At 66.5% G+C, this 26,293-nt stretch carries 25 protein-coding genes; 17 read left to right on the top strand and 8 right to left on the bottom strand.

Annotated features, from left to right (window positions below; genetic code table 11):
- Positions 1-21 precede the first annotated feature (21 nt).
- Together ACUDP5_RS15105 and ACUDP5_RS15100 are read right to left on the bottom strand one after the other, a co-directional pair.
- Positions 22-1,668 carry an ABC transporter permease gene (locus ACUDP5_RS15105; RefSeq protein WP_445656449.1) on the bottom strand — a complete coding sequence of 549 codons (1,647 nt, stop codon included), beginning with the start codon at positions 1,666-1,668 and terminating at the stop codon, positions 22-24.
- Between the two features lie 13 nt (positions 1,669-1,681).
- Positions 1,682-2,758 carry an ABC transporter ATP-binding protein gene (locus ACUDP5_RS15100; protein ID WP_263915599.1) on the bottom strand — a complete coding sequence of 359 codons (1,077 nt, stop codon included), beginning with the start codon at positions 2,756-2,758 and terminating at the stop codon, positions 1,682-1,684.
- Positions 2,759-2,998: 240 nt separating this feature from the next.
- Between ACUDP5_RS15100 and ACUDP5_RS15095 the strand changes: the two genes are divergently transcribed.
- A complete protein-coding gene (locus ACUDP5_RS15095; RefSeq protein ID WP_263915598.1) occupies positions 2,999-3,907 on the top strand; it encodes a LysR substrate-binding domain-containing protein in 909 nt (302 codons plus the stop codon).
- A gap of 51 nt (positions 3,908-3,958) precedes the next feature.
- On the top strand, positions 3,959-4,675 hold the full coding sequence (serB, locus tag ACUDP5_RS15090) for a phosphoserine phosphatase SerB (RefSeq protein ID WP_263915597.1): 717 nt from the start codon (positions 3,959-3,961) through the stop codon (positions 4,673-4,675).
- 54 nt (positions 4,676-4,729) lie between these two features.
- Here serB and fabV read toward each other — a convergent pair whose 3' ends face one another.
- The gene (fabV, locus tag ACUDP5_RS15085; protein ID WP_445656448.1) at positions 4,730-5,926 is read right to left on the bottom strand and encodes an enoyl-ACP reductase FabV; all 1,197 of its coding nucleotides are present in this window, start codon (positions 5,924-5,926) and stop codon (positions 4,730-4,732) included.
- A 77-nt stretch (positions 5,927-6,003) separates the two neighbouring features.
- A complete protein-coding gene (locus ACUDP5_RS15080; protein WP_263915595.1) occupies positions 6,004-6,957 on the bottom strand; it encodes a DMT family transporter in 954 nt (317 codons plus the stop codon).
- 87 nt (positions 6,958-7,044) lie between these two features.
- On the opposite strand from ACUDP5_RS15080, the gene ACUDP5_RS15075 reads away from it, so the two are divergent.
- The 13 genes from ACUDP5_RS15075 to ACUDP5_RS15015 all read left to right on the top strand — a co-directional run bounded on the left by ACUDP5_RS15075 (position 7,045) and on the right by ACUDP5_RS15015 (position 20,228).
- The gene (locus tag ACUDP5_RS15075) at positions 7,045-7,950 is read left to right on the top strand and encodes a LysR family transcriptional regulator (protein ID WP_263915594.1); all 906 of its coding nucleotides are present in this window, start codon (positions 7,045-7,047) and stop codon (positions 7,948-7,950) included.
- 345 nt (positions 7,951-8,295) lie between these two features.
- Positions 8,296-9,342 carry a TRAP transporter substrate-binding protein gene (locus ACUDP5_RS15070; protein ID WP_263915593.1) on the top strand — a complete coding sequence of 349 codons (1,047 nt, stop codon included), beginning with the start codon at positions 8,296-8,298 and terminating at the stop codon, positions 9,340-9,342.
- A 12-nt stretch (positions 9,343-9,354) separates the two neighbouring features.
- Positions 9,355-9,975 (top strand): TRAP transporter small permease subunit, encoded by a 621-nt coding sequence (locus ACUDP5_RS15065; RefSeq protein ID WP_263915592.1) that lies wholly within the window; start codon positions 9,355-9,357, stop codon positions 9,973-9,975.
- The gene (locus ACUDP5_RS15060; RefSeq protein WP_445656447.1) at positions 9,972-11,255 is read left to right on the top strand and encodes a TRAP transporter large permease; all 1,284 of its coding nucleotides are present in this window, start codon (positions 9,972-9,974) and stop codon (positions 11,253-11,255) included. The genes ACUDP5_RS15065 and ACUDP5_RS15060 overlap by 4 nt, the downstream gene beginning before the upstream one ends.
- 76 nt (positions 11,256-11,331) lie before the next feature.
- Entirely contained in the window at positions 11,332-12,015 is a 684-nt protein-coding gene (locus ACUDP5_RS15055; RefSeq protein WP_263915590.1) for a DUF2848 domain-containing protein, read from the top strand.
- A gap of 92 nt (positions 12,016-12,107) precedes the next feature.
- Positions 12,108-13,457, top strand: a complete 1,350-nt coding sequence (locus tag ACUDP5_RS15050) for an amidase (RefSeq protein ID WP_445656446.1) — start codon at positions 12,108-12,110, stop codon at positions 13,455-13,457.
- Between the two features lie 70 nt (positions 13,458-13,527).
- The gene (locus ACUDP5_RS15045) at positions 13,528-14,439 is read left to right on the top strand and encodes a LysR family transcriptional regulator (RefSeq protein ID WP_263915588.1); all 912 of its coding nucleotides are present in this window, start codon (positions 13,528-13,530) and stop codon (positions 14,437-14,439) included.
- Positions 14,440-14,540: 101 nt separating this feature from the next.
- Positions 14,541-15,347, top strand: coding sequence for a putative hydro-lyase (locus ACUDP5_RS15040; protein ID WP_263915587.1), 807 nt, complete (start codon positions 14,541-14,543; stop codon positions 15,345-15,347).
- Positions 15,348-15,668: 321 nt separating this feature from the next.
- Complete coding sequence (locus ACUDP5_RS15035) at positions 15,669-16,925, top strand: ABC transporter substrate-binding protein (protein WP_263915586.1); 1,257 nt, start codon at positions 15,669-15,671, stop codon at positions 16,923-16,925.
- A gap of 45 nt (positions 16,926-16,970) precedes the next feature.
- Positions 16,971-17,822: a branched-chain amino acid ABC transporter permease gene (locus tag ACUDP5_RS15030; RefSeq protein WP_263915585.1), complete on the top strand. Its 852-nt coding sequence runs from the start codon at positions 16,971-16,973 to the stop codon at positions 17,820-17,822.
- A 1-nt stretch (position 17,823) separates the two neighbouring features.
- Entirely contained in the window at positions 17,824-18,813 is a 990-nt protein-coding gene (locus tag ACUDP5_RS15025) for a branched-chain amino acid ABC transporter permease (protein ID WP_263915584.1), read from the top strand.
- Positions 18,794-19,516 (top strand): ABC transporter ATP-binding protein, encoded by a 723-nt coding sequence (locus ACUDP5_RS15020; RefSeq protein WP_199166736.1) that lies wholly within the window; start codon positions 18,794-18,796, stop codon positions 19,514-19,516. The genes ACUDP5_RS15025 and ACUDP5_RS15020 overlap by 20 nt, the downstream gene beginning before the upstream one ends.
- Positions 19,517-19,520: 4 nt before the next feature.
- On the top strand, positions 19,521-20,228 hold the full coding sequence (locus ACUDP5_RS15015; protein ID WP_263915606.1) for an ABC transporter ATP-binding protein: 708 nt from the start codon (positions 19,521-19,523) through the stop codon (positions 20,226-20,228).
- A gap of 96 nt (positions 20,229-20,324) precedes the next feature.
- Here the strand turns inward: ACUDP5_RS15015 and ACUDP5_RS15010 are convergent, their stop codons facing one another.
- The 4 genes from ACUDP5_RS15010 to ACUDP5_RS14995 form a co-directional block, all read right to left on the bottom strand.
- Entirely contained in the window at positions 20,325-21,395 is a 1,071-nt protein-coding gene (locus ACUDP5_RS15010; RefSeq protein WP_263915583.1) for a porin, read from the bottom strand.
- Between the two features lie 337 nt (positions 21,396-21,732).
- Positions 21,733-23,034 (bottom strand): TRAP transporter large permease, encoded by a 1,302-nt coding sequence (locus ACUDP5_RS15005; protein ID WP_263915582.1) that lies wholly within the window; start codon positions 23,032-23,034, stop codon positions 21,733-21,735.
- Positions 23,027-23,527 carry a TRAP transporter small permease gene (locus tag ACUDP5_RS15000; RefSeq protein ID WP_263915581.1) on the bottom strand — a complete coding sequence of 167 codons (501 nt, stop codon included), beginning with the start codon at positions 23,525-23,527 and terminating at the stop codon, positions 23,027-23,029. The genes ACUDP5_RS15005 and ACUDP5_RS15000 overlap by 8 nt, the downstream gene beginning before the upstream one ends.
- 8 nt (positions 23,528-23,535) lie before the next feature.
- The gene (locus ACUDP5_RS14995) at positions 23,536-24,510 is read right to left on the bottom strand and encodes a TRAP transporter substrate-binding protein (RefSeq protein ID WP_445656445.1); all 975 of its coding nucleotides are present in this window, start codon (positions 24,508-24,510) and stop codon (positions 23,536-23,538) included.
- Between the two features lie 280 nt (positions 24,511-24,790).
- Between ACUDP5_RS14995 and nudC the strand changes: the two genes are divergently transcribed.
- Both nudC and ACUDP5_RS14985 read left to right on the top strand, forming a co-directional pair.
- A complete protein-coding gene (gene nudC / locus ACUDP5_RS14990; RefSeq protein WP_445656444.1) occupies positions 24,791-25,561 on the top strand; it encodes an NAD(+) diphosphatase in 771 nt (256 codons plus the stop codon).
- A gap of 157 nt (positions 25,562-25,718) precedes the next feature.
- A complete protein-coding gene (locus ACUDP5_RS14985; protein WP_006388202.1) occupies positions 25,719-26,228 on the top strand; it encodes a winged helix DNA-binding protein in 510 nt (169 codons plus the stop codon).
- Positions 26,229-26,293: the final 65 nt, after the last annotated feature.

Below are 26,293 nucleotides of genomic sequence, written 5' to 3'. Positions count from 1 at the left end.
GTCGCCTTTGGTGGGTGCGGGTTATTTGCCGGAGAACAGCTTGATGCGGAACGCCTTGACCGACACGATGATGGGCAGCACGATCACCGTGACCAGCGCGGCGCCATAGGCCGAGGCCATGCCGAGACGGCCGCCGTCGACCTGGCGGAAAATGGCGATGGGCATGGTTTCCAGGCCGCCGCTGTAGGCCACGATGGACGCCGACAGCTCGGAAATCGTCGTCAGCCACATGAGGATGGCGGCCGAGATGATCGAGGCCTTCATGGCGGGCAGGATCACCTTGAAGAAGGTCATCAGGGGGGACACGCCCAGGCTGATCGAGGCCTCTTCGATGGAATCGGGAATGTTGAACAGCACCGACGAGGCGTTGCGCACCGCGAACGGCAGGCGCCGCACCGCGTAGCACAGCACCATGATGCCGGACGTGCCCGCCAGCACCAGCCAGCCGGTGTTGAAGGTCTGCACCAGCGCAATGCCCAGCACCGTGCCGGAGATGGTCAGCGGCAGCACGACGATGTAGTCCAGCACCTGCGTGAAGGCGCTGCGCTTCTTGATGGTCAGGTAGCTGACCAGCACCGCGAAGGCCACGCCCGTGACGGTGGCCAGCGAGGCGAATTTCAGGGAATTCAGGATGGGTTCCGGCGCGCCGTGCAAGGCCCGCTGCATGCTGGCCAGCGACCATGAGCCCCACTGCATCACCGGCCCGCTGGTCTTGGTGAAGGCGGCCACGAACACGATGATGAGCGGCAGCATCGACACCAGGATCACCAGGCCGACGCCGCCCGTGTAGAGCAGTGCGGTCCACGAGCGCACCCGGCGTGCGGCGGGCGCGCGGCCCTGCGTCATGGTGTAGACCTTGCGTTCGACGACCCGTTTCTGGATGAACAGCACGATGGCCACGATGGCGATGGACACCACCGACATGGCGCTTTGCAGCGTGGGACTGCCGCCCATTTCGCTGACGAAGGTGTTGTAGGTCATGACCGACAAGAGCGGCACGCGGCTGCCCAGCAGCATCGCCAGCGCGAAGTTGCCCACCACCAGCGTGAACACCACCAGGGCGTTCACCAGCACCGCCGGCAGCAGCACCGGTACCAGCACCCGCAGCTTGGTCATGAAAGGCGGGGTGCCCAGGCTCAGGCCGGCTTCTTCCAGCTGGCCGTCAAAGCCCCGTAGCGCGGCCAGTACGCCCAGGTAGATGTAGGTGTAGTACACCAGCGTCATCGAGAACACCATGCCGGTCCAGCCGTAGAACGACGGCAGCGAGATGCCCGCGTCGCCCAGCAGGTTGGTCAGGACGCCGTTGTTGCCCAGGATCAGCAGCCAGGACTGGCCCACGATGATCTCCGGAATCACGATGGTCAGCACCGGCAGGATGGCCACCAGGTTCTTGAGCGGAAAATCGTAGCGCGCCACCATGTACGCGAACGGCACGCCCACCAGGATGGTGCAGGTGGTGACGGCCAAGCCCAGCACGAGGGTGTTGCCGAAGGCCTCCAGGTACTGCGAGTCGGCCAGCAGGGCCTTGAAGCCTTCGAGCGAAAAGCCGCCGTCCTGGCCGGTGACGCTGTTGCCGAACAGCACGCCCAGCGGATACAGCACGAAAAACAGCAACAGCGCCAGGCTGATTGCGGTCAGGATGCCCCAGGGCCACCATTTGATCTTCATGGCGCGGGCGTCCTCAGGCGTTCACGACGCGACTGTCGGCGGGAATCAGCACCTGCACCGATTCGCCGGGCTGGAACTGCGCCACCATGTTGCCCGCGTGCAGTTCCACGCGGATCTCCGAGCCGTCCTGCAGTTCGATGCGGTAGGCGGTCTTGAAGCCCAGGTATTGCCGCCGCAGCACCTTGCCGGGCAGCGTATTGGGCACGTAGGGCGCCGGCGCCATCAGCGCCAGTTCCTCGGGGCGGGCGATCAGCACCGCGCGGTCGGCCAGGTCGGCGCCGCCCAGGGTGCCGTCAAAGCCCAGTCCGCACAGTTCGTAGCGCACGTGGCCAGCCGGGGCGCCCGCAAGGCCCGCGCGAGCCGGCACGGGAATGACGTTGGCCGAGCCGATGAAGTCCGCCACGTAGGCATTCACGGGGGTGCCGTACAGTTCTTCAGGCGTGCCCAGCTGGGCGATGTTGCCGCTGTCCATGATGGCGATGCGGTCGGACATGGCCAGCGCCTCTTCCTGGTCGTGCGTGACGAACACCGTGGTGATGCCGGCCTCGCGCACCAGGTCCAGGATGACGTCGCGCATCTGCAGGCGCATCTTGGCGTCCAGGTTGGAAAGCGGTTCGTCCATCAGCAGCACGCGCGGCCGGATCACCAGGGCGCGCGCCAGCGCCACCCGCTGGCGCTGGCCGCCGCTCATCTGGGCCGGGTAACGGTCAGCCAACGCCAGCAGGCCGACCTTGTCCAGCGCCTCGTTGGCGCGGCGGGTGATCTCGGCACGGGCCACGCCGCGGGCGCGCAGGCCGTAGGCGACGTTGTCGAACGCGCTCTTGTCCGGAAACAGCGCATAGTCCTGGAACACCATGCCGATGTCGCGGCGGTGCGCGGACACGTGGGTGACGTCGTCCTGGTCGAACAGCAGGCGGCCGCCATCGGGCGCATAGAAGCCGGCAATGCAGCGCAGCAGGGTGGTCTTGCCGCAGCCGCTGGGGCCCAGCAGCGTGTAGAACGCGCCGTCGGGAATGTGCAGCGACAGGTTGCGCAGCACTTGCTGGCCACCGAAGGTCTTGATGATGCCGTCTACCGTGATGGATGCCATGTGAGGTTCCTGCCTGTGATTGACCGCATCATAGGCAGGCCCCTCACCGGCCACCAGCAGTGTTTTTTAAGGCGAGTCGTTAGATTTTCTAAGAGGTCGGCGGCGGCGCAATCCCCTAGAATGCCGCTCATAGCGAAGGCGCATCGCAATGCGCCGGCAAAAGACAGACGACAAGGGAAAACGTGGGTAACAGCAGCAAAGCCTTGCGCCGGCCCGGCGCGCGGGCGGGCGCGGCCTGAGATGGCGGGCCCGAGCCTGCCGCCGCTGAAGGCCTTGCGGGTATTCGAGGCCGCGGCGCGCCTGCGCAGCTTCACCGCGGCGGCCGACGAGCTGAGCATCACGCACAGCGCCGTCAGCCAGCAGATCCGCATCCTCGAAGACTACGTGGGCCAGCCGCTGTTCGCGCGCGAGGCGCGCGGCGTGACCTTGCTGCCTTGCGCGCAGGCGTATTTTCCCGAGGTCCAGGCCAGCCTGGAACGCATCGCCGCGGCCACCGCCAAGCTGCGTTCGCCCAGTTATGGCGGCATGCTGCGCGTCAGCGCCACGCCATCCCTGACCATGAAATGGCTGATCCCGCGCCTGTCGGCGTTCCAGGTGCTGCACCCGGGCGTGGACGTGCAGTTGAGCACCCAGGGCCGCTCGTTCCTGGATCGCGGCGACGACGCGGGCAGCGACGTGCTGATCCGCCACGGCTACCTGGCCCACCCCGAGATGGCGTGCGTGCATTGCCTGGATGACTTCCACGTGCCGGTGGCGTCGCCGCGCTTCATCGAACGCAACCGGCTGGCCACGCCCGCCGACTGCCTGCGCCATCCGCTCCTGAAGGTGGCCGGCGGCATGGATCACTGGCCGCGCTGGTTTGCGCTGGCCAAGGTGGACGTGCCGGCGCAATTGCCGGGACCGGTGTTCGACCATCAGTTCCTGTGCATGCAGGCAGCCATGAACGACCTGGGCATTGCGCTGGCGCCGTGGTGCCTGCTGCAGGACGACCTGCAGGCGGACCGGCTGCGTCCCGTCTTTCTCGAACCGCGCCTGCCCAATGCCGGCGTGCACGCGCTGTACCGCCAGGAAGGCCCGGCCGCCGCCGCGGCGCGGCATTTCATCGACTGGCTGGGCCGCGAGGCCGGCCATCCGCTGCCTGGACAATAGCCTTTCGCACCCCGTTCATCCTCGACCCGACTGATCCAAGGACCCACTTCCATGCAAGCTTTCCCCGACGCCGCCGGCCTGCACTGGCGCGGCATCACGCCGCCGCTTTCGCTGTCCGACTACAAGGTCATTGCGTTCGACATGGACTCGACCCTGATCGCCATCGAGACCCTGGACGAGATGGCCGACCTGATGGGCAAGAAGGCCGAGGTGGCCGCCTTGACCGAAGCCGCCATGCGCGGCGAAATCACCGACTACAAGCAGAGCCTGCGCGAGCGCGTGGCGCTGCTGGCGGGCATGCCGCAGGCAGGGCTGGACGAAGTCTATGAACAGCGCCTGCGGCTCAATCCGGGCGTTGAAACCTTGATCGCCGCGTGCAAGGCCGCGGGCCTTTTCTGCCTGCTGGTGACGGGCGGCTTCACCTGTTTCACCGACCGGCTGCGGGTGCGGCTGGGGTTGGACGACGTGCGCGCCAACGTTCTGGAAATCGAAGACGGACGCCTGACCGGGCGGCTGCTGCCGCAGCCCTGGGGCGACCTGTGCGACGGTGAGGAAAAGCGCCGCAAGCTGCTGGAAGTGTGTGCGGCGCTGGGCGTGGGGCCGGAACAGGCCATAGCGGTGGGCGACGGCGCCAACGACCTGCCGATGCTGCGCACCGCCGGGCTGTCGGTGGCCTATCACGCCAAGCCCGCGGTGCGGCAGCAAGCCAAGGTGGCCATCGACGCGGGCGGGCTGGATCAACTGCTGCGCCTGTTTGCCGAACAATAGGCGCTGACACCGCGTGGGCGGCGACGGTCAGCTCGCCGCGCGCGCGGGCGCGGTTCAGGCTGAAATCAAGCCGGGGATCTTCACGTCCGGGTTGACGTCGGCCTGGTAGTCCACGCCGTCGATCTCGAAGCCGAACAGTCGCAGGAATTCCTGCTTGTAGCCGGCGAAATCGGTCAATTCGTACAGATTGGCGTCGGTGACCTGGTGCCACAGGGCCTGCACCTGGGCCTGCACGGCCGGGTCCAGTTCCTTGTAGTCGGCGCGCAGGCGGCCTTCGGCGTCCAGGATCGGCGCGTCGCCGCACAGGCTGTCCCGGTACAGGCCATAGACCTGCTCGATGCAGCCTTCGTGCGTGCCTTGCTGCTTCATGACCTTGAACAGCAGCGACAGGTACAGCGGCATCATCGGGATCGCCGAGCTGGCCTGCGTTACCACGGCCTTGAGCACCGACACGCGGGCGTCGCCGCCGCGCGCGGCCAGCTTGGCGCGGATGTCCTGCACCTTCTGGTCCAGGTCTTTCTTGGCTGCGCCGATCGAGCCGTTCCAGTAGATGTCGTGGGTGATCTTTTCACCGAGGTAGGTGAATGCCGTGGTGGTGGCGCCTTCGGCCAGCACGCCGGCGTCCAGCAGCGCGTCGATCCACAATTGCCAGTCGTCGCCGCCCATCACGGCCACGGTGCCGTCGATTTCGGCCTGGGTGGCCGGTTCCAGCACCGATTCCTTGATGACTTCCTTGTCGGTGTCCAGGCCACGCAGGTTGACCGCGTGGCCGATCGGCTTGAGCGTCGAGCTGAAGACCTCGCCGGTCTTGGGGTGCGTGCGGCGCGGCGCAGCCAGGCTGTAGATCACCTGGTCGACCTGGCCCAGGTCGGCCTTGATCGCGGCGATGGTCCGGGCCTTGATGGCGTCGGAAAACGCGTCGCCGTTGATGCTCTTGGCGTACAGGCCCTCGGCGCTGGCGAATTTGTCGAAAGCGGCGCTGTTGTACCAGCCCGGCGTGCCGGCCTTGGCGGCGTCGCCGGGCCGCTCGAAGAACACCCCCAGGGTCTGGGCGCCGCAACCGAAGGCCGCGCTGATGCGGGCCGCCAGACCGTAGCCGGTGGACGCACCGATCACCAGCACGCGCTTGGGCCCCCCGGCAATCGGACCCTGGGCGCGCACGTAGTCGATCTGGTTCTTGACGTTGGCTTCGCAGCCAACGGGATGGGTGGTCACGCAGATGAAGCCGCGCACGCGGGGTTTGATGATCATGTAGACCTCGTTCTGGAAATGCCGGGAAGGCCGGCCGCCCGGCAGGCGGCAAGCGCCGAGCATTGTACGGGAGTGGGCTAGCGGGCGGCGGCGGCGGCCGCCGCCAGGGCGCGGCCCCGGCGCCATTCGACCAGGCCGATGCCGATGCCGCTGGCGCAGATGATGGCGATGCCCAGCCAGGTCAGCGGGTCCGGGAAGTGGCCCCAGACCAGCCAGCCCACCGTGGTGGCGCTGATGATCTGCAGGTAGATGAAGGGGGCCAGCGTGGACGCCGGCGCGCGGCGGTAGGCGGCGATCTGGAACAGGTGGCCCAGCCCGCCGGTGATGCCGGTGGAAATCAGCAGCGTCCAGTCCAGCGGCGTCAGCGCTTGCAGCACGGGCAGGGCAGGCGGCAGGATGAAAGGCAGGGCCAGCGTCAGGCAGCCCGTGCCCACCGCGCCGCTCCAGATCAGCGAGGTGAACGGATCGTCGCCCGCCACCCGCCGCGTGGCGATGAACTGGGCGGCAAAGCAACAGGCCGTGATCAGGCCGAAAATGGTGCCCACCGGATGCAGGCCGCCGCCCGGCCGGATAACGATGATCACGCCGATGAAGGCGATGCCGGCCGCCACGAAGCGCGACAGGCGGGCGGGCTCTTTCAGGATCCAGGGGGCCAGCGACAGCACCAGCAAGGGCGCCAGGAAATTGATGGCGGTGGCTTCGGCCTGGGGGATGTAGCTGAGCGTGGTGAAGAACATCAGCGTGGCCAGGAACATCGAGCCGCCGCGCAGGATCTGTTCGCGCGGCTTCTTGCTGCGCAGGATGCCCGGCCCGCGGGTGGGCAGCACCAGCGCCAGCACCAGTACCAGGTGCACCGCGTAGCGGAACCACGACAGCACCAGCAGCGGCACCCCGGCGTTCATGACCCATTTGCCGCTGGCATCCAGGCACGACAGCGTCCACATCGACGCCACCAGCAGCAGGATGCCGACGAGCGGACCGCTGGCGGCAGGGGCGCCGCGACGCGGGCGACCGGTATCGGCCGGGGACATGGACAGACTCCTTGTGCGCAATGGGGCCGCGGGCAGGGCCCCGGGGCGGCTGACATGATACGCTCATCGCGCCAGGGGAAAAGGCTCATGATCGAACTACGCAATATAGAAACATTTTTCTGGGTGGCCACGCTGGGCAGTTTTCGCGCGGCCTCGGACAAGCTCAACACCACGCAGCCGGCGGTATCGCAACGCATCGCCTCGCTGGAGGCCGACCTGGGCGTACGGCTGTTCGAGCGCGACGCCCGCGGCGTCAAGCTGACCGGCAAGGGCCACGAACTGCTGTCGCACGCCGAGCGCATGCTGCAGGTGCGGCGCGACATGTTCGAAGCCGCCCGCGCGCAGAACGTGATGACCGGCACGGTGCGCATCGGCGTGGCCGAGACCATCGTGCAGACCTGGCTGCCCACGCTGATCGAACTGGTGCACACGACCTATCCGGCGCTGGTGCTGGAAATCGAGGTCGACACCACCCATGTGCTGCGCTCGCACCTGATGGCGCGGCAGATCGACCTGGCCTTCCTGATGGGGCCGGTGCTGGAGGCGCGGGTCGAGAACCTGCCGTTGTGCACCTATCCGCTGGCCTGGGTGGCCAGCCCGCTGCTTGAACTGGGTCCCGAGCCCCTGACGCTGGAACGCATCGGCCGGCTGCCTGTCATCACGTACCCGTCCAATAGCGCGCCTTACCGGGTGGTGCGCGACATGCTGACCCGCGGTGGGGTCACGTCGCCGCGCATGTATGGCAGCGCGTCCATGTCGATGGTGGTGCGCATGACGCAGGACGGTATCGGCACCAGCGTGATCGCGCCGGTGTTCCTGGGCAAGGAACTGGCGCGCGGCGAGCTGCGCATCCTGCAGGTGGATGCCGACCCGCTGCCCGAACTGAGCTTCACCGCGACCTGGGTGCAAGGCCCGGACAGCCACGCGGTCAGGCTCATCGCACAGATGGCGCAGAAGGTCGCGGCGCAGGCCGGCGACAGCATTCCCGCCTAGGTGTTTTCCCCGAAGGGCGCGGCGCGGCCGTCTTCAAAGGCGGCTGCGGCGCAGTCGCGCCCGACACCTGAAAAGCGCCGCAAAGCCGCATGGATGCTGGCTTTGCGGGATGCGCCCGAGAGGCCGACGGCGAGACCCAAGAAATATTTATACCCCCACATCGCAACATACGATTGGACGCTGCACGCCCCTGACGCTGCAATGGCGGCAGATCAGAAAAAAGCCTGGATACACAGTGCGGGGGAAGCCATCACTCCTCTGACGTTTCGATTCCTACCCGCGCGCGAACAGGGTAACGGGGACCTGCGCGCGGCAGACCATCCCGCCAGCTAGGAGTTTTTGTCCATGAAGAAGTCACTTGTTTCAGCCGCCGTCGCAGCCAGCCTGCTCGCGGGCGCCGCCCTGGCGCAAGACCTGCCCAAGACCCACCTGAAGGTCGTGGGCGGCCTGTCCAACCTGACCGCCTACAACGACTACGAAAAGCCGTTCTGGACCAAGACCGTGCCGGAACAGTCCAAGGGCCAGGTGACGGCGGACATCAAGGGCTTCAACGAAATGGGCCTGAAGGGGCCGGAACTGCTGCGCCTGATGTCCACGGGCGTGGTCGAGTTCGGCACCGCCACGCTGTCGTACTTCGCCAGTGACAACCCCATCAACGAGGCCATCGACCTGGCTGGGCTGGCGCCCGACGTGCAGACGGCGCGCGCCGTGACCAACGCGTTCGAACCGGTGTATGCCCGCCTGTATGGCGAGGGCAGCAACGTCAAGCTGCTGGGCATTTCGACCTATCCGGCGCAGGTGCTGTTCTGCAACGCCGACATCAAGGGCCTGGCCGACATCAAGGGCAAGAAGGTGCGCACCAGCAGCCGCACGACGGCCGAATTCGTCGAGGCGCTGGGCGGCTCCAGCGTCACGATGGCGTTTGGCGAAGTGGTGCCGGCGCTGCAGAACAAGGTGGTCGATTGCGCCATCACCGGTTCGCTGTCGGGCTATTCGGCCAAGTGGTACGAAGTGTCGACCCACCTGGTGGCGCTGCCCATCAACTGGAACCAGCAGATCCACGCCGTCAACCAGAAGGCCTGGGACAAGCTGGACCCCAACGTCCGCACGTTCCTGCAGGCCAACGTGAAGACGCTGGTCGACAACATCTGGGACGCCGCGGCGCGCCAGACCCAGGAAGGCTACGACTGCAACACCGGGGCTGCGGCTTGCCCGTTCCCGGTCAAGGGCAAGATGGTGCTGGTGCAGCCGTCCGATGCCGACCGCGCATTGCTCAAGAAGGTCACGCAGGAAGCCGTGCTGCCCAAGTGGGCCGCCCGCTGCTCGGCGCAATGCGTCAAGGACTTCAACGCCACCGTCGGCAAGACGCTGGGCGTGACGGCAAGCAAGTAAGAGGTTCTGCCCATGACCCGATCCGACCACCTCCGCCTGCTGGGCGGGCTGCTGCGGCGTGCCGAGAGTTTCTCGCGCGCCGCAGTGTGGGCGGGCGGGGCGCTGACCGTCGCCAGCGTCCTGCTCATTTCCTTTGACGTACTCGCCCGCAAATTCCTGGGCTTCAACACGGGCGGCGCGGACGAGTTGTCCAGCTACGCCTTCGCCATCAGCACGTCGTGGGCGCTGGCCTTTGCCACGCTGCAGCGCGCCAACGTGCGCGTGGACGTGCTCTACCAGATGCTGCCGGTACGCGTGTCGGCGTTGCTGGACTGGCTGTCCATGGTGGCCCTGGCGGTCTTCATGGTGTTCCTGACGTACTACGCCTTCGAGGTGGTGCAGACCTCGTGGGCGCAGAAGTCGGCGGCCAACACGCCGCTGGCGACGCCGCTGTGGATCCCGCAGGGGCTGTGGCTGCTGGGGCTGGCCTGGATGTGCGTGACCGTGGCGCTGATGCTGGCACGCGCGTCGGCCGCGCTGGTCACGGGCGACCTGGCGCTGGTCAAGGAAATCTGCGGCGTGCGTTCGGCGCAGGAAGAGGCCGACGAGGAAGCCGCCGCCGGTGAACGCATGGTCAAGGGAGCCGCAGCATGATCGCGACCGCCCTGACTCTGCTGCTGGTGCTGATCGGCCTGTCCATTCCCGTGGGCGCCGCCCTGGGCGTGCTGGGCCTGATCCTGGACCCGCTGTTCTCCATGCTGCCGCTGTCGCGCGCCATCGGTGAAATCTCGTGGAGCACGAACAACGAATTCCTGCTGGTCGCCATTCCGCTGTTCATCATGCTGGGCGAGGTGCTGCTGCGCGCCGGGTTCGCCGAACGGATGTACGGCGCCATGAGCCTGTGGCTATCGTGGCTGCCGGGCGGCCTGATGCACGCCAATATCGGCGCGTCCACGCTGTTCTCGGCCACCTCCGGCTCCAGCGTGGCCACGGCCGCGACCGTGGGCACCGTGGCCATCCCGCAGATCCGCAAGTACGGCTACAACGAGCCGCTGTTCCTGGGCAGCCTGGCGGCCGGGGGCACGCTGGGCATCCTGATTCCGCCGTCGATCAACCTGGTGATCTACGGGGTGCTGACCAATTCGTCGGTGCCCAAGCTGTACCTGGCGGGCATCATCCCCGGCTTCGCCATGGCGGCGCTGTTCATGCTGACGGTGGTCGTTGCCTGCGTAGCCAAACCGTCCTGGGGCGGCAAGAAGATCCAGGCCACCTGGGGCGAGCGCTTTGCCAGCCTGGTGCACCTGGCCCCGCCCATGGGCATCTTCCTGCTGGTGGTGGGCTCGATCTACGCGGGCCTGGCCACGCCGACCGAAGCCGCCGCGCTGGGCGTGCTGGGCGCGCTGATCCTGGCCGCCTGGTTCCGCCGGCTGACCTGGACCATGTTGCGCGAGGCCATGGAAGGCACCATGCGTTCCACCGCGATGATCATGCTGATCGTGGTGGCCGCCAGCTTCCTGAACTTCGTCATGTCCGCCACCGGCCTGACCGACGCGCTGACCCAGTCGATCACCGGCCTGGGGCTGTCGCCGGGCTGGATGCTGCTGATCGTGATCGTGTTCTACCTGGTGCTGGGCTGCTTCATGGAAACGCTGTCCATGATGATCACGACCATTCCCATCGTGGCGCCCATCATGATCGCACTGGGATACGACCCCATCTGGCTGGGCATCATCATCATCATCCTGGTCGAAGCCGCGCTGATCACGCCGCCGGTGGGCCTGAACCTGTTCGTGGTGCAAAGCCTGCGCAAGAGCGGGTCGATGAGCGCCGTGATCGTCGGCAGCCTGCCGTTCGTACTGGCGATGTTCGTGATGCTGGCGCTGCTGGCGTTCTGGCCGGACCTGGCCTTGTGGCTGCCGCGGGTGTTCGGTTAGGGCCGGCCCCCATTGCCCCGGGGCGCGGCCAGGCGCCGCGCCCGTTTCCCTTCTTTTTTCCATTCGCAGGATAGTCATGAAAGCCGTATTCCAGATCGAAGCCGACACCCCCCGCCAGGTCGAGGTGGATTTCAACACCCTGATCGTGGCCGGCTGGGCCGGACGCGACATGGCTGCGATCGAGCACCATATCGAAGAACTGGCCGCCATCGGCGTGCCGCGCCCCAGCAGCGTGCCGCTGTACTACCGCATCGCGGAAAACCAGCTGACCCAGGGCGAGCGCGTGCAGGCGCTGGGCGGCGATTCGTCGGGCGAGGTCGAGACCTTCGTGTTCGCCGCGGGCGGCGAGATGTACGTCAGCATCGCGTCCGACCACACCGACCGCAAGCTGGAGACGGTCAGCGTGGCCATGTCCAAGCAGGTGTGCGTCAAGCCCGTGGCCACCCAGGCCTGGCGCCTGGCCGACGTGGCTGCCTACTGGGACGAATTGATCATCCGGTCCTGGATCGTCGAGAACGGCGTACAGGTGCTGTACCAGGAAGGCCCGCTGGCCTCGTTGCGCACGCCGCAGGAACTGATCGCCGGCTATACGGGCGGGGCCGCCATGCTGCCCGAAGGCGCCGGCATGACCTGCGGCACGGTGGGCGCCATCGGCGGCATCCGCGCAGCGGCGGAATTCACCATGGAACTGCATGATCCGCGCCGCCAACGCAGCCTGCGCCACCGTTATCATGTCGAAAGCCTGCCCGTGGTGGCCTGATCGCCCCGACAGGCTTTGAGCGCCCCGGCGGGGCGCGCCAGCGCGACTTTCCGACCGAATTCTTCACGCCGCCCGGCGGCATCTGGAACCTTATGCTTGCGACCCTGAACGACCTGACGGCGGCCCTGAACGACGGCCGTGCCACCTCCGTGCAACTGACCGAGGCCGCGCTGGCCCGCGCCACCGACCCGGCGGGCGAGGGCGCCCGCGCCTTCACCCGCCTGTACGCCGAAGCCGCCCTGGCGCAGGCCCGCGCGTCCGACACGCTGCGCGCCGCCGGCATCGTCCGTTCGGCGGTGGAAGGCCTGCCGATCAGCATCAAGGACCTGTTCGACATCGAAGGGGAAACCACGATGGCCGGCTCCGTGGCGCGCGAAGGCGAACCCGCGGCCGACGCCAATGCCGAAGTGGTCCAACGCCTGATCGCCGCGGGCGCGGTCATCATCGGCCGCACCAACATGACCGAATTCGCCTATTCGGGCCTGGGCATCAACCCGCACTACGGCACTCCGCTGAACCCCTGGGACCGCGACACCGGCCGCATTCCCGGCGGCTCTTCGTCGGGCGCGGCCGTGTCGGTCGCCGACGGCATGGCCGTGGCCGCCATCGGTTCGGACACCGGCGGCTCGGTGCGCATTCCGGCCGCGCTGTGCGGCCTGACCGGCTTCAAGCCCAGCGCCTGGCGCGTGTCGATGCAAGGCGTGCTGCCGCTGTCGGCCAACCTGGACTCCATCGGCCCCATCGCCGCCAGCGTGCGCTGCTGCGCCGAGCTGGACGCGATTCTGTCGGGCGAGGGCGGCCCGGTGCCCGAGGCGCTGCCGCTGCGCGGCCTGCGCCTGGCCGTGCCCAAGACGCTGGCACTGGACGCCATGGACAAGCACGTGTCCGACACCTTTGCCCGCACCGTGGCCCGCCTGGTCGAGGCCGGCGCGCTGGTCGACGAGATCGCCATTCCTGAGTTCGCCGAACTGGCCAGCATCAATGCCAAGGGCGGCTTTACCGCGGCCGAGGCCTGGGCCTGGCACCGCGACCTGATCGAACGTGCCGGCAAGCGCTACGACCCCCGCGTGGTCTCGCGGATCATGCGCGGCAAGGACATGAGCGCGGCCGACTACCTGGACCTGCTCGACGCGCGCGAAGCCTGGGTGGCCGCCGTGGACCGCCGCATCGCCGGCTACGACGCCCTGATCATGCCGACCACGCCCATCGTGGCCCCGCCCGTGGCTGACCTGGCCGCTTCGGACGAAGCCTATTACGCCGCCAACGGCCTGATCCTGCGCAATCCCACCCTGATCAATTTCCTGGATGGCTGCGCGCTGTCGCTGCCGTGCCACGCCGACGGCACGGCGCCGGTGGGCCTGATGATCGCCGGCAGCAATGGCGCCGACCGCCGCATCCTGGCCATCGGCCAGTCGGTCGAAGACCTGCTCGCCGGGCGTTGAGCGGGCGGCGGGGCCGTTGCGGCCCCGCTGACGGCTGGACACGCGCCGGGATACGCGGCAAGCTGGCTCCATGATCGATCTGCGCAACATCGAGACGTTTTTCTGGGTGGCCACGCTGGGCGGATTCCGCGCGGCCGCCGAAAAGCTCAATGCCACCCAGCCGGCCATTTCCCAGCGCATCGCGTCGCTGGAATCCGACCTGGGCATCCGCCTGTTCGACCGCGACGTGCGCGGCATCAAGCTCACCGGCAAGGGCCGCGAACTGCTGTCCCACGCCGAACGCATGCTGCAGCTGCGGCGCGACATGCAGGAAGCGGCGCGCGCCAAGAGCGTCATGAGCGGCACGCTGCGCCTGGGGGTGTCCGAGACCATCGTGCACACCTGGCTGCCCACCCTGATGGAGTACCTGCACGACGCCTATCCGGCGTTGATGGTCGAAATCCAGGTGGACACCACCACCATGCTCAAGACGCAACTGGCGTCGCGCCAGATCGACCTGGCGTTCCTGCTGGGGCCCATGGAAGAACCCAGGGTCGAAAACCTCTACCTGTGCAATTACCCGCTCAGCTGGGTCGCCAGCCCCAAGCTGAAAGTGGGGCGCCTGCCCATCAGCCTGAAGCGCTTGGCGCAGTGGCCGGTCATTACCTATTCCTCCACCACCGACCCGCATCGCGCGGTGCGGCAGTTGCTGCAGCAGGCTGGCGTCGATTCGCCGCGCATGTATGGCAGCTCGGCCCTGAGCGTGATCGTGCGGATGGCGCTGGACGGCATCGGCACGGCGGTGATCGCGCCGGTGATCCTGCAAAAAGAGCTGGTGCAGGGCGAGTTGCGGCTGCTGGACGTCAAGGCGCCGGCCTTGCCGCCGCTGCACTACACCGCGTGCTGGATGCAGGGGCCTGACAGCCAGGTGCCGCGCGCCGTGGCCGAAGCCGCCCAGCAGATTGCGCGGGATGAGGCGCTGCGCCATCCGGCAAAACCCTGATAAGGAATTCTGATCGGGGTCTATCGCAACATGTGATTAGACGCTGGCGCCGAGTTCCTGTGCAATGTCCCCATACCAACACTGGCGCAAGGGGAATAGACATGGCATTCGATTTGGCGGCCCGCAACAGCATCGAACTGGCGCGCCGCGCCCGGCTCGACGCCCGCAGCGGCAAACTGACCGGGCCCACCGCCAACCTGGCCCCGGGCCACGTGCAGGCCAACCTGGCCATCCTGCCCCGCGCGCTGGCCGCCGATTTCCTGCATTTCTGCCAGCGCAACCCCAAGCCTTGTCCCTTGCTGGCCATGTCCGAGCCGGGCGATCCGGCCTTGCCCGAACTGGGCCACGACATCGACATCCGCACCGACATCCCGCGCTACCGCGTCTGGCAGGACGGCGAACTGGTGGCCGAACCGACCGACGTGCGCGACATCTGGCGCGACGACCTGGTGTCGTTCCTGATCGGCTGCTCGTTCTCGTTCGAAGAGGCGATGCTGGACAACGGCCTGCCCGTGCGCCATATCGAGCAGGGCTGCAACGTGCCCATGTACCGCACCAGCATCCCGACCCACGCGGCCGGCGCCTTTGGCGGGCCGCTGGTGGTGTCGATGCGCCCGCTCAAGGCCGCGGACGCCATCCGCGCCATCCAGGTGACCTCACGTTTTCCCTCGGTGCACGGCGCGCCGGTCCACATCGGCGACCCCGCGTTGATCGGGATTGCCGACATCAATCGGCCGGATTATGGTGACCCGGTGGAGGTGCGGCCGGGCGAACTGCCCGTGTTCTGGGCGTGCGGCGTGACGCCGCAGTCGGTCGTGGCGGCGGTCCGCCCCGAATTCTGCATCACCCACGCGCCCGGCCACATGCTGGTCACCGACCTCATCAACAGCCGCATGGCCATCCTGTAGGCCAGGCGGGCAATTTCTCAGTATTCCGTCAGCGCATTCGCGCTAGAAACAGGGTCACGGACAGGAATCTTCAACCTCACACACGATCAAGCAGTCCGCATCACAGGCGCCCGCCAGCCGGGCGCGCCAAGCAGCTTTGGTTTTGCCTCCAGAACGATCCATGAAAGGACAAGGGGAAAAGGCGACAAAAGTTCAGGGCCCACCGCCTTCCGGCATGCCGGAGGGTGGCGGGTTGCCGCAAGCCCGGATCCACCGGGCCCGGGGCCGCGCGCCCCGCACATTGCATTGCTTTCACAGTGGGATTTTTCCAGGAGTCTAGTAATGAAGATGAAGCTCATTGCGGGTGTCGCCGCAAGTCTGGCGCTGCTGGCCGTCGCGCCATTGCCGGCGCAGGCGCAGGTCAAGACCGTCAAGATCGGTGCGATCTATCCCTTGTCCGGCGCGCTGGCGTCCACCGGCGCCGAAATCAAGGCCGCGGTGGAACTGGCCGTGGATATCATCAACAATCCGCATCCCGAGCTCGAGGGCATCCCCCTGGCCGCGGGCGCCGGGTTGCCGGCGCTGGGCGGGGCCAAGATCGAAGTGGTGTTCGGCGATTCGCAAGGCAAGCCGGAAGTGGGCCTGGCCGACGCGCAGCGCCTGATCGACCAGGAAAAGGTGGTGGCCCTGACTGGCGCCTACCAGTCCGCCGTCACCAAGACCGCCAGCCGCATCGCCGAGCAACGCGGCATTCCTTACCTGAATGGGGAATCCAGCAGCCCGGACCTGACCGAGCGCGGCTACAAGTGGTTCTTCCGCACCTCGCCCAACGACGACACCTTCGTTGAAAACATGATGCAGTTCCTGGATGGCATCCAGGGCACGCCGACCGCCAAGATCGCCGTGGTGTACGAGAACACCGACTTCGGCGTCAACACGTACAAGGCGGTCGAGAAGTTCGCCAAGCAGTACAAGCGCCAGGTGGTGGCCAACATCGCCTACAGCGCCGGCTCGGCCTCGGTGACCGCCGAAGTGCAGAAGCTGGCCGCGGCCAAGCCCGACGTGGCGATCTTCGCCAGCTATACCTCGGACGCCATGCTGTTCGTGCGCACCATGCGTGAAAGCAAGTACGCGCCGCCGGTCCTCCTGGCCAACGACGCCGGCTTCATCGATTCGCGCTTCGTGCAGGAAGTGGGCCCGCAGGTGCAGGGCGTGCTGACGCGCGACGTCTGGGGCAACGACGTCGCCGCCGCCAAGGCCGGCTTGAAGAAGATCAACGACATGTACAAGGCCAAGACCGGCAAGGACCTGAACGGCAACAACGCCCGTTCGATGCAGGGCGTGCTGGTGCTGGCCGACGCCATCAACCGCGCCGGTTCCACCGATCCGGAAGCGATCCGCAAGGCGTTGGCCGCCACCGACCTGGGCGAGGCGCAAGTGGCCATGCCCTGGGCCGGCGTGAAGTTCGACGACAAGGGCCAGAACACCAAGGGCTCGGGCCTGATCCTGGAACTGAAGGGTTCGTCCTACCAGACGGTGTGGCCGGAAAAGTACCGCACCGACAAGACGCTGCCCACGCTGCCGTTCTCCTGGAAGTAATCATCAGCCGTGGCGGGCCGCGGGGGCCCGCCACAGGAGCACTCCATGTTTGAAGCTCTCTCGGCAGGCCTGTTCAACGGCCTGATCTATGCCGCGGTGGCGGTGGGGCTGGCGCTGATATGGGGCATCACCGACGTCATCAACTTCGCCCACGGCGAATTCCTGATGCTCGGCATGTATGCCGCCTATTGGCTCTACACCCTGGGTCACATCGACCCCACGCTGTCCGCGCCCCTGGTTGCCATCGTGCTGGCCTTCGTCGGCTTCCTGACCTATGCGCTGATCATCAAGCGCTTGCAGAAAGGACCGGCCATGGCGGTCATCCTGGCCACCTTCGGGCTGGGCCTGGTGCTGCGCCAGCTGGCCTTCATCGCCTTCAGCCCCGACTACCGCAGCCTGCCCGACACGATGGTGTCCGGCAGCGTGACGCTGGCGGGCATTTCGCTGGGCCGTCCGCAGGTGGTGACCGGCCTGATCGCGCTGGTGGTGATCATTGCGCTCTTCATCCTGGTGTACCGCACCCGCTGGGGCCATGCCCTGCAGGCGGTGGCCGAAGACCGCCAGGTGGCGGCGCTGGTGGGCATTTCGCCGGACCGCGTCAACGCCCAGGTCTGGATGCTGGGCAGCGCCGCGGTGGGTCTTGCCGGCGCGCTGCTGACCACGTTCTTCTACGTGTTTCCGTCGGTGGGCACGGTGTTCGGCCTGCTGGCCTTCGTGGCCGTGTGCATGGGCGGTTTCGGCTCGCTGCCCGGCGCGTTCATCGCGGGCATCCTGATCGGCATCATCGAGGCGATGACGGGCTACTTCGTCGCGCCCGCCTTGAAGACGGTCAGCGTGTTCATCCTGTTCATTCTGGTTCTCTGGTACCGGCCGCGCGGCCTGTTCGGGCGGTGGTGACATGACGACGACACAGAAAATCGATGGCGCGTCCGCGGGCGTGCCGAAGTGGCCGGTGGCCGTGGCCCTGGGCGTGGCGGTCTTGCTGGCGGCGGTGCCGCTGGCGGTGACCGATTCGTTCACCTTGCAAGTGCTGCTCCTGGCCATCATGTTCGGCGCGCTGGGCGCATGCTGGAACCTGGTGGGCGGCTTCCTGGGGCGCATTTCCTTCGGCCACAGCGTGTTCGTGGGCGTGGGGGGCTACACCACCTTGCTGCTGCTGCATCACCTGAAGCTCACGCCGCTCCTGGGCATTCCGCTGGGCGGACTGATCAGCGCCGCGCTGGCCTGGCTGGTGGGCGGGCCGACCTTGCGCCTGTCCGGCCATTATTTCGCCATGGCCACCATCGCGCTGCTGCAGATCGGCTTGCTGCTGCTGATCAATTGGGAATGGGCGGGCGGGGCGGTGGGGCTGGAAGCCCCGATCGGCGATGCGGCCTGGATGCTGCTGTTTCGCAGCAAGGTGCCGTACTACCTGATCGCGGTGGGGCTGGCGTTCCTGACGTTCTGCGCCACGTACTTCCTGGTGCATTCCAAGACCGGCTTCTATTGGCGTGCCATCAACGGCGACGAGGCCGCCTCGCGCAGCCTGGGCGTGCCGGCCGACCGCTACAAGATGCTGGCGTTCGTGCTGTCGGCGGGCATGACGGGCGTCTGGGGCGGCTTCTTTGCCATGTATGTCGGCTTCATCGATCCCGAATCGATGTTCAGCCTGACGATGTCGGTGCAGGTGGTGCTGGTGGCCATCCTGGGCGGCGTGGGTACGCTGGTCGGGCCGTGGCTGGGCGCGGCGGTGCTGCTGCCGCTGTCGGAAGGCACGCGTGTGCTGTGGGGCAGTTCGGGCCTGGGCCTGGACCTGCTGATTTTCGGGTTGGCGATTCTGCTCGTCACCCTGTTCCTGCCAGGCGGTCTGGTGACATTGAGGAGGCGCCGTGGCTCTGCTGGACGTTAAGGACCTGACCAAGCGCTTCGGCGGCCTGGTCGCCAACAAGGATATCTCGCTGTCGGTCGAAGCGGGCGAGATCGTCGCCATCATCGGCCCCAACGGGGCGGGCAAGAGCACGCTGTTCAACGGCCTGGTGGGCCATCACGAGCCCACCTCGGGCACGGTGACGTTCGGCGGCGAATCCATGATCGGCCGGCGGCCCGAGCAGGTCGCGGCGATGGGGCTGGTGCGCACCTACCAGATCCCGCGCAGCTTCGGCCAGATGACGGTGCTGGAAAACGCCATGGTCGGCGCGCTGCTGCGCCATCCGCGGCTGCCCGATGCGCGCCGCGCGTCGGCCAAGGTGCTGGAACTGGTGGGCCTGGCCGATCGCGCCAACACGCTGGCGGCCGAACTGAACGTGGCGGGGCAGAAGCGGGTGGAACTGGCGCGCGCGCTGGCCACCGAACCGCGCATGCTGCTGCTGGACGAAGTGGCGGGCGGCCTGAACCCGGCCGAGGCCATCGCGCTGGCCGAGATCCTGCGCGGCATCCATGCCGCCGGCGTCACGCTCATCATCGTCGAGCACGTGCTGGAAGTGGTGATGCGGCTGGCCCAGCGGGTGCTGGTGCTGAACTTCGGCCAGATGATCGCCGAAGGCGCGCCGCAGGACATCGTGCGCAATCCCGCCGTGATCGAAGCCTATCTGGGGAGAAAGCACCGTGCCTGAAGTGATGTTGAAGGTAGAGAACCTGAGCGTGGCCTATGGCGGCGTGCAAGCCGTGCGCGGCATTTCCCTGGAGGTGCGCCCCGGCGAGATCGCCGCGCTGCTGGGCGCCAACGGCGCCGGCAAGTCCAGCACGCTCCTGGCCATCATCGGCTCGGTCAAGCCCAAGGAAGGCCGGGTGGTCTTCGAAGGGCGCGACATCACGGGCACCCCGCCGGACCAACTGGTCAAGCAGGGCATCGCGATGATTCCGGAAGGCGCGCGGGTGTTTGCCCGCCAACCGGTCGAGCAGAACCTGCGGCTGGGTGCCTACACGGTGCGCGACGAACGCATCTACCAGGAGCGGCTGGACAAGGTCTACGCCTTGTTCCCGCGCCTGAAAGAGCGGCGCGAGCAACTGGCGGGCACCATGTCCGGCGGCGAACGGCAGATGCTGGCCATCGGCCGCGCGCTGATGAGCGGTCCGCGATTGCTGTTGATCGACGAGCCCAGCCTGGGCCTGTCGCCCTTGCTGGTCGAGCAGGTCTTCGACGCCCTGGCCGCGCTGAACCGCGATGACGGCCTGTCGGTGCTGCTGGTCGAGCAGAACATGGCGCAGGCGCTGGAAGTGGCGGCGCGCGCCTACGTGATGCAAAGCGGGCGCATTGCGCTGTCGGGCGATGCGGCCGAACTGGCGGCGTCGGACGAGGTGCGCCGCGCGTATCTGGGGATGTAGCCCGGGCGCTGGCGCAGCACGAAGAAAAAGCCCACCGCGCAAGCGGTGGGCTTTTTGACATGCGGCCGGGGGTAGGCCTTGAGTCCGGTGAAGGACTTAGAAAATGTGGCGGATGCCCACGCCGGCGCCGATCTGGCTGGTACGGCCGGCGATTTCGCCGGTGACGGCATCGTTGACCTTGTTGTAGTCGACGGTGCCGTACACCTGGGTGCGCTTGGACAGCGAGTACTCGGCCACGGCCACCAGGGCGTAGCGCTTGCCCTTGTCGCCGTCTTCGACCACGTTCTTGCTTTGGTCGTAGTAGGCGGCGCCGGTGATGGCCCAGCGCGGGGTGGCCTGCCAGGTCACGCCGGCGAAGTAGCCGTTGTCCTTGCGGTCGAGCTGGGCGGTGGTGGTGCCACCCATGACGGCGTTGACCCAGCCGGTCTGGTCGCGGCCGTTGAAGTAGCCGGCGAAGATCTTGGCGCTTTCGAACTGATACGAGGCGCTCAGGTTCCAGACTTGCTGGCGCAGGTCGGAATCGGTGCCTTGGTACGTCTTCATGAACGCGCCGCCCAGGCCGAGCTGGCCGGCGGTGTAGCGCAGGCTGATGCCCATTTGCTGGCCAGCCTTCTTGTCGTCCCAACGGTCGCCGTTGGCCCACGACGCGATGACGTTCAGGTCGCCGAGCGTGTTCGAGTAGCGCACGGTGTTGTTGTTGCGCACGCGGCCCATGGCGGCGGGCAGCCACGAGTTTTCGTTGTAGTTACCGACGGTCAGCGGATCGAAGTAGTCCGCCATCAGGTCCTGGATCACCGTGTTCTGCAGACCCAGGGTCAGCGCGCCGATCTTGCCGCCGTCCAGGCCGACGTAGGCCAGGCGGTTGAAGGTCTTGCTGGTGTCGGAACCGCGACCGTTCTGCACGTTGAAGCCTTGCTCCAGGCGGAAGAAGGCGCGGTTGCCGTCGCCCAGGTCTTCCGAGCCACGCAGGCCCCAGCGGCTGTTCGAGATGGCGCCGTTTTCCATCGAGATGCGGCTGCCGTCCACGCCGGTCGAGCCGGAGCTGGTGTTGACGTAGCGCATGCTGACGTCGGCGATACCGTACAGGGTCACGCTGGTTTCCGCCGAAGCGGCACCGGCGGCAAGGCCGAGGCCGGCTGCAGCGAGAGAGAGGGTGATGCGTTTCACGAAGGCTTCTCCTAGATGTTTCTGTTCTTAGCGTGAGCCGGGCTTGTAACTCGGCTGGTTGCACCTGGCGGTTCGCCTGGAGCTGGGCCGTCGCACCGACGCCAGGGTTGGCGCGGGTCCGGAGCGTTGGCCGTTTGTGCGTTCGATGCGCCATCGTGGTGCGCAACCAGAACGCCACGGGGATTCTAAAAAAGTTACGGGTTGTGTTGTTGCTTTATCTTTTTGGCGTTTTCCCTGGGTTTACAGAATTCCAAAAAAGGCGATTGTTGAAACAATCCCGTGATTGTTCCAAAAAAAACCCCGTTGCAAGAACGGGGTTTCGGGAGGGCTCAGGCGCTCAAAGCGTCATGTGCAGCGGCAGCCACGTCGCAATGCCAGGGATGGCATAGAGCAGCAGCACCGCCAGGATCATCAGGAAGAACATCGGCAGCGAGGCCTTGGCGATGTAGGGCAGTTCGCGCCCGCTCATGCCCGACAGCACGAACAGGTTGAAGCCCACCGGCGGGGTGATCTGTGCCATTTCCACAACGAAAACGATGAAGATGCCGAACCAGATCAGGTCGATGCCGGCCGCCTGCACCGTGGGCAGCAGCACGCCCATGGTCAGCACGACGATCGAGATGCCGTCCAGGAAGCAGCCCAGGACAATGAAGAACACCATCAGCGCCATGATCAGGCCGAACTGCGACAGGCCCAGCCCGCCGATCCATTCGGCCAGCGCCCGCGGCAAGCCGATGTAGCCCATGGCCAGCGTCAGGAACTGCGCGCCGGCCAGGATCAGCGCGATCATGCAGTACAGCCGGGTGGCGCCCAGCAGCGATTGCATGAAGGTGCTGCGGTTCAGGGAGCCTTGCAGCGCCGACAGGATCAACGCGCCCACCACGCCCACTGCCGCAGCCTCGGTGGCCGTGGCGACGCCGGTGTAGATGGAACCGAGCACCGCGCCGATCAGCAGCATCACGGGAATCAGGTGGCGCGAGCGCGACAGCTTTTCCATGAACGTCAGGCCGGGGTCGGCGGCCGGCACCTGGCCGGGATTGCGGAGGGCCCACCAGGCGATGTAGCCCATGAACAACAGCGCCAGCAGGATGCCCGGCACGATGCCCGCGATGAACAGCTTGGCGATGGACACGTCCGCCGCCACGCCGTAGACGATCATGATGATCGATGGCGGGATCAGCAGCCCCAGGGTGCCGGCGCCCGACAGCGTGCCCAGGATCTTCTCCTCGGGGTAGCCGCGGCGGGTCAGCTCGGGAATGGTCATCTTGCCGACCGTGGCGCAGGTGGCCGCGGACGACCCCGACACCGCCGCGAAGATCGCGCAGCCGATGACGTTGGTGTGCAGCAGCCGGCCGGGCAGGCGGTTCAGCCACGGCGCCAGGCCCTTGAACAGGTCTTCGGACAGCCGGGTGCGGAACAGGATTTCTCCCATCCACAGGAACAAGGGCAGGGCGGTCAGGGTCCAGCTGGACGAGGCGCCCCAGATGGTGACGGCCATGGCGTCGCCGGCCGGGCGGCTGGAGAAGATCTCCATGCCGATCCAGGCGGTGCCCGCCAGCGTCAGGCCGACCCAGACGCCGCAGCCCAGCAGCGCGAAGATCGAGACGACCAATAAGGTAATGACGAGAAGTTCATTCATGGGTTTGCTGCGAGGTGGCGGCGGCCAGGCCGCGTGAACGGCGGACCAGCTCATCGAGCAGGGCGACCAGGAACAGGACGGTGCCCGCGGCCATGCTCAGCTGCGGAATCCACAGCGGCGTGGCGTCGTTGGACGTCGAAATGTCGTTGAACTGCCACGAGTCGTAGGCCAGCTTGATGCTGAAGAACGCGAATGTGGCGGCCAGCAGGCAGCCCATCGCCAACGCGAAAATGTCCAGGCGGCGGCTGCCGGCGGGCGACAGCGAGTTCAAGAGCAGCGTCACGCGGATGTGTTCGCCGTGCTTGAACGTGCTGGCCAAAGCCAGGAATCCGGCGGCGGCCATGAAATACCCGGCATAGGCATCCGTGCCGGGTATGTTCAGGCCGAGCTGGCGCGCGACGATCGCGGCCAGCACCGACACCAGTACACCAATCGTGCACAGGCCGGCCAACAGGCCGGCCGCGCCGTAAAGACCATCTAGAAAGCGGCGCATGATGTCGATTACTGCTTCTTGTAGGCGTCGATCATGGCCTGGCCGTCAGCACCCGCTTTCTTGAGCCAGTCGTCCAGCATGCGCTTGCCGATGACCGACAGGCCTTCCTTGAGCTCGACCGTCGGCTTGATGGTTTCCATGCCGTTCTTGGCCAGCTCTTCCTGGTACCACTTGTTCTTTTCCTGCGACAGCTTCCAGCCGCGTTCTTCGGCTTGCGCACCGGCCTTCTTCAGGGCGGCTTGCGTGGCCGGATCCAGCGCCTCGAAGGCCTTCTTGTTCACGATCACGGCGTTCTTGGGCAGCCAGGCCTGGGTGTCGTAGAACTTCTTGATGTACTCGTAGGTCTTGGTGTCGTAGCCGGTCGAGGCCGAGGACATGTACGAGTCGATCACGCCGGTGGCCAGCGCCTGGGCCAGTTCGGCCTGCTGCACGGTCACGGGCTGGGCGCCGACCAGTTCGGCGATCTTGGCCGTCACCGGGCTGTAGGCGCGCCATTTCAGGCCCTTCATGTCGCTGATCTGCTTGATGTCCTTGTTGGCGAAGATGCCCTGGGGCGGCCACGCCACGGCGTACAGCAGCGTCATGCCCTGCGAATTCAGCTTCTTTTCAAGGAACGGCTTCTGCGCCTGGTACAGCTTGAACGACGCCTCGTAGCCGGTGGCCAGGAAGGGCAGGCCATCCAGTTCGTGGATCGGGTCTTCGTTGGCGAAGTTGGTCAGGAGAATCTCGCCGATCTGGGCCTGGTTGCCCTGGACCGCGCGCTTGATCTCCGGCGCCTTGTACAGCGAGGCGTTGTTGTGCAGCGTGATCTTCAGCTTGCCTTCGGACAGGGTGTCCACGTCCTTGATGAAGGTGGTCAGGTTCTCGACGTGGAAGTTGCTGGCCGGGTAGGCGCTGGGCAGGTCCCATTTGGTTTGAGCCTGTGCGCCCGCGCTGAACGCCAGGAGGATGCTGCCGGTCAGCAGCGAGATTTTCTTGAACATGGGGTGGTCCTTCTTTGCGAATGGTGGCAAGGCGGTGCTTGCCCGGTAGGCATTGCGAAAAAAAGAGCGCGCGCTTATGACGCGTTGCAGAAAAGCCGTGCCATTCTATGTTGCCGTGCAGTCACAAAGTGCCTGTGGACACGCATTTACGGGTAATTCCTAGGACCGCTACGCCACAATGATTGAAGCTTGAATTATTGTGTTGTGGCGTCGCGCAATGCATCGCGATACACGTTTTTCTTCTAAGATTCCAACGTTGAATCCTGCCGCAGAGGCTTGTGTGAATTTCGTTTTCCGTCGTGATGAATTGCTGGTCGAAGAAGCATCCAGCGTATTGCCCGACCTGGACGCCTGTGTCCGGGTGGGCGTGGCGGCCGAAGGGCTGCAACCGGTCTGGGCCGCGCCGGAGTCGCCGGCCCGCACCATCCACGTCGAGCCGGGCGTCGAGCCGCCGCACGGCTATGCCTTCAAGAAGCTGCGTTCGCTGTTTGGCGTGTTCGACGACGAACGCATGGCGCTGGCCGGCCGGGCCTACCAGATCGCGGAATGGGCGCGCACGCACCGTTTCTGCGGCGCCTGCGGCACCGCCACGGTGCGCGTGGCCGGCGAATTCTGCCAGCGTTGCCCGGCCTGCGGCTTCTCGGCCTATCCGCGCATTTCGCCCGCCATGATGGTGTTGATCCGCAAGGGCGACAGCATCCTGCTGGCCCGTCACACCACCAACGCCGCCTCGCGCTACACCGCGCTGGCCGGCTTCGTCGAACCAGGCGAGAGCATCGAGCAGACCGTGCACCGCGAGGTCTTCGAAGAAGTGGGCCTGAAGGTCGGCAACCTGAAGTACTTCGGCAGCCAGTCCTGGCCGTTCCCGCATTCGCTGATGGTGGCCTATACCGCCGAATACGTGTCGGGCGACATCCGCGTCCAGGAAGACGAGATCGCCGACGCCCGCTGGTTCGGGCCGGGCGACCCGATGCCCGAGATCGCGGCGCGCATCTCGATCGCCGGCTCGCTGATCCGCGCGCACTTGCCGGCCGGCTGGGACGCGCCATAGCGCGACGGCGGGCCAGGAGGGCGCGCCTGCCGCGCGCTTTCCTCTCAGGGTATTCCCTCGAAATGGGGGATTTTTTATGTCCCTGATTTATTTTTTATTGATGAAATATAGATAAATTATTAGTATTTCGCACAGATAAACTTCTAGCCCGGCCTCTATGACCTCCACGTTGATTGCCTCGTCGGCCCATCTGGCCGGGGGCAGCGCGCCCGATCTGTCCGAAGTCGAATTCGGCCTGATGATCGCCAGCCACGCCTTTGACCGCTGGACGGTGCGCTGCATGGCGGCCGCGGGCCTGCCCGACCTGACGCCGACCGACGTCATGGTGTTTCACCACGTGTTCCATCGCCAGCGTCCCAAGAAGCTGGCCGACATCTGCTTCACGCTCAACGTCGAAGACACCCACATCGTCAATTACGCGCTCAAGAAGCTGGACCGCCTGGGCGTGGTCAAGGGCGAGCGCGCCAGCAAGGAAGTGTTCTACAGCGTCACGCCCGAAGGCGCGGCCATCATCAAGCGCTACGGCGAAATCCGCGAGCAATGCCTGACCGCCGGCCTGGATGCGCCGGGCGGGGGCGGCCTGGAATTCAGCCGCCAGCTGGCGCACACCCTGCGCGCGCTGTCCGGCCTGTACGACCAGGCGGCGCGCGCGGCGACCTCCCTATAACCGATACGCGGGGCCAGCCCCCGCACCTGCAACCCGCCGTGACGCCTGCGCCGCGGCGGCTTCCC

Source organism: Achromobacter sp. NCFB-sbj8-Ac1-l (assembly GCF_052695805.1).
The sequence above is the reverse complement of the archived record's forward strand: the minus strand, read 5'-3'. Positions and strand labels throughout refer to the sequence as shown.

Bases quoted from the DNA above. Each gene is read 5' to 3' on its own strand.
- ACUDP5_RS15105 (WP_445656449.1), bottom strand. From the start codon at position 1,668: ATGAAGATCAAATGGTGGCCCTGGGGCATCCTGACCGCAATCAGCCTG.
- ACUDP5_RS15100 (WP_263915599.1), bottom strand. From the start codon at position 2,758: ATGGCATCCATCACGGTAGACGGCATCATCAAGACCTTCGGTGGCCAG.
- ACUDP5_RS15095 (WP_263915598.1), top strand. From the start codon at position 2,999: ATGGCGGGCCCGAGCCTGCCGCCGCTGAAGGCCTTGCGGGTATTCGAG.
- serB (WP_263915597.1), top strand. From the start codon at position 3,959: ATGCAAGCTTTCCCCGACGCCGCCGGCCTGCACTGGCGCGGCATCACG.
- fabV (WP_445656448.1), bottom strand. From the start codon at position 5,926: ATGATCATCAAACCCCGCGTGCGCGGCTTCATCTGCGTGACCACCCAT.
- ACUDP5_RS15080 (WP_263915595.1), bottom strand. From the start codon at position 6,957: ATGTCCCCGGCCGATACCGGTCGCCCGCGTCGCGGCGCCCCTGCCGCC.
- ACUDP5_RS15075 (WP_263915594.1), top strand. From the start codon at position 7,045: ATGATCGAACTACGCAATATAGAAACATTTTTCTGGGTGGCCACGCTG.
- ACUDP5_RS15070 (WP_263915593.1), top strand. From the start codon at position 8,296: ATGAAGAAGTCACTTGTTTCAGCCGCCGTCGCAGCCAGCCTGCTCGCG.
- ACUDP5_RS15065 (WP_263915592.1), top strand. From the start codon at position 9,355: ATGACCCGATCCGACCACCTCCGCCTGCTGGGCGGGCTGCTGCGGCGT.
- ACUDP5_RS15060 (WP_445656447.1), top strand. From the start codon at position 9,972: ATGATCGCGACCGCCCTGACTCTGCTGCTGGTGCTGATCGGCCTGTCC.
- ACUDP5_RS15055 (WP_263915590.1), top strand. From the start codon at position 11,332: ATGAAAGCCGTATTCCAGATCGAAGCCGACACCCCCCGCCAGGTCGAG.
- ACUDP5_RS15050 (WP_445656446.1), top strand. From the start codon at position 12,108: ATGCTTGCGACCCTGAACGACCTGACGGCGGCCCTGAACGACGGCCGT.
- ACUDP5_RS15045 (WP_263915588.1), top strand. From the start codon at position 13,528: ATGATCGATCTGCGCAACATCGAGACGTTTTTCTGGGTGGCCACGCTG.
- ACUDP5_RS15040 (WP_263915587.1), top strand. From the start codon at position 14,541: ATGGCATTCGATTTGGCGGCCCGCAACAGCATCGAACTGGCGCGCCGC.
- ACUDP5_RS15035 (WP_263915586.1), top strand. From the start codon at position 15,669: ATGAAGATGAAGCTCATTGCGGGTGTCGCCGCAAGTCTGGCGCTGCTG.
- ACUDP5_RS15030 (WP_263915585.1), top strand. From the start codon at position 16,971: ATGTTTGAAGCTCTCTCGGCAGGCCTGTTCAACGGCCTGATCTATGCC.
- ACUDP5_RS15025 (WP_263915584.1), top strand. From the start codon at position 17,824: ATGACGACGACACAGAAAATCGATGGCGCGTCCGCGGGCGTGCCGAAG.
- ACUDP5_RS15015 (WP_263915606.1), top strand. From the start codon at position 19,521: ATGTTGAAGGTAGAGAACCTGAGCGTGGCCTATGGCGGCGTGCAAGCC.
- ACUDP5_RS15005 (WP_263915582.1), bottom strand. From the start codon at position 23,034: ATGAATGAACTTCTCGTCATTACCTTATTGGTCGTCTCGATCTTCGCG.
- ACUDP5_RS15000 (WP_263915581.1), bottom strand. From the start codon at position 23,527: ATGCGCCGCTTTCTAGATGGTCTTTACGGCGCGGCCGGCCTGTTGGCC.
- ACUDP5_RS14995 (WP_445656445.1), bottom strand. From the start codon at position 24,510: ATGTTCAAGAAAATCTCGCTGCTGACCGGCAGCATCCTCCTGGCGTTC.
- ACUDP5_RS14985 (WP_006388202.1), top strand. From the start codon at position 25,719: ATGACCTCCACGTTGATTGCCTCGTCGGCCCATCTGGCCGGGGGCAGC.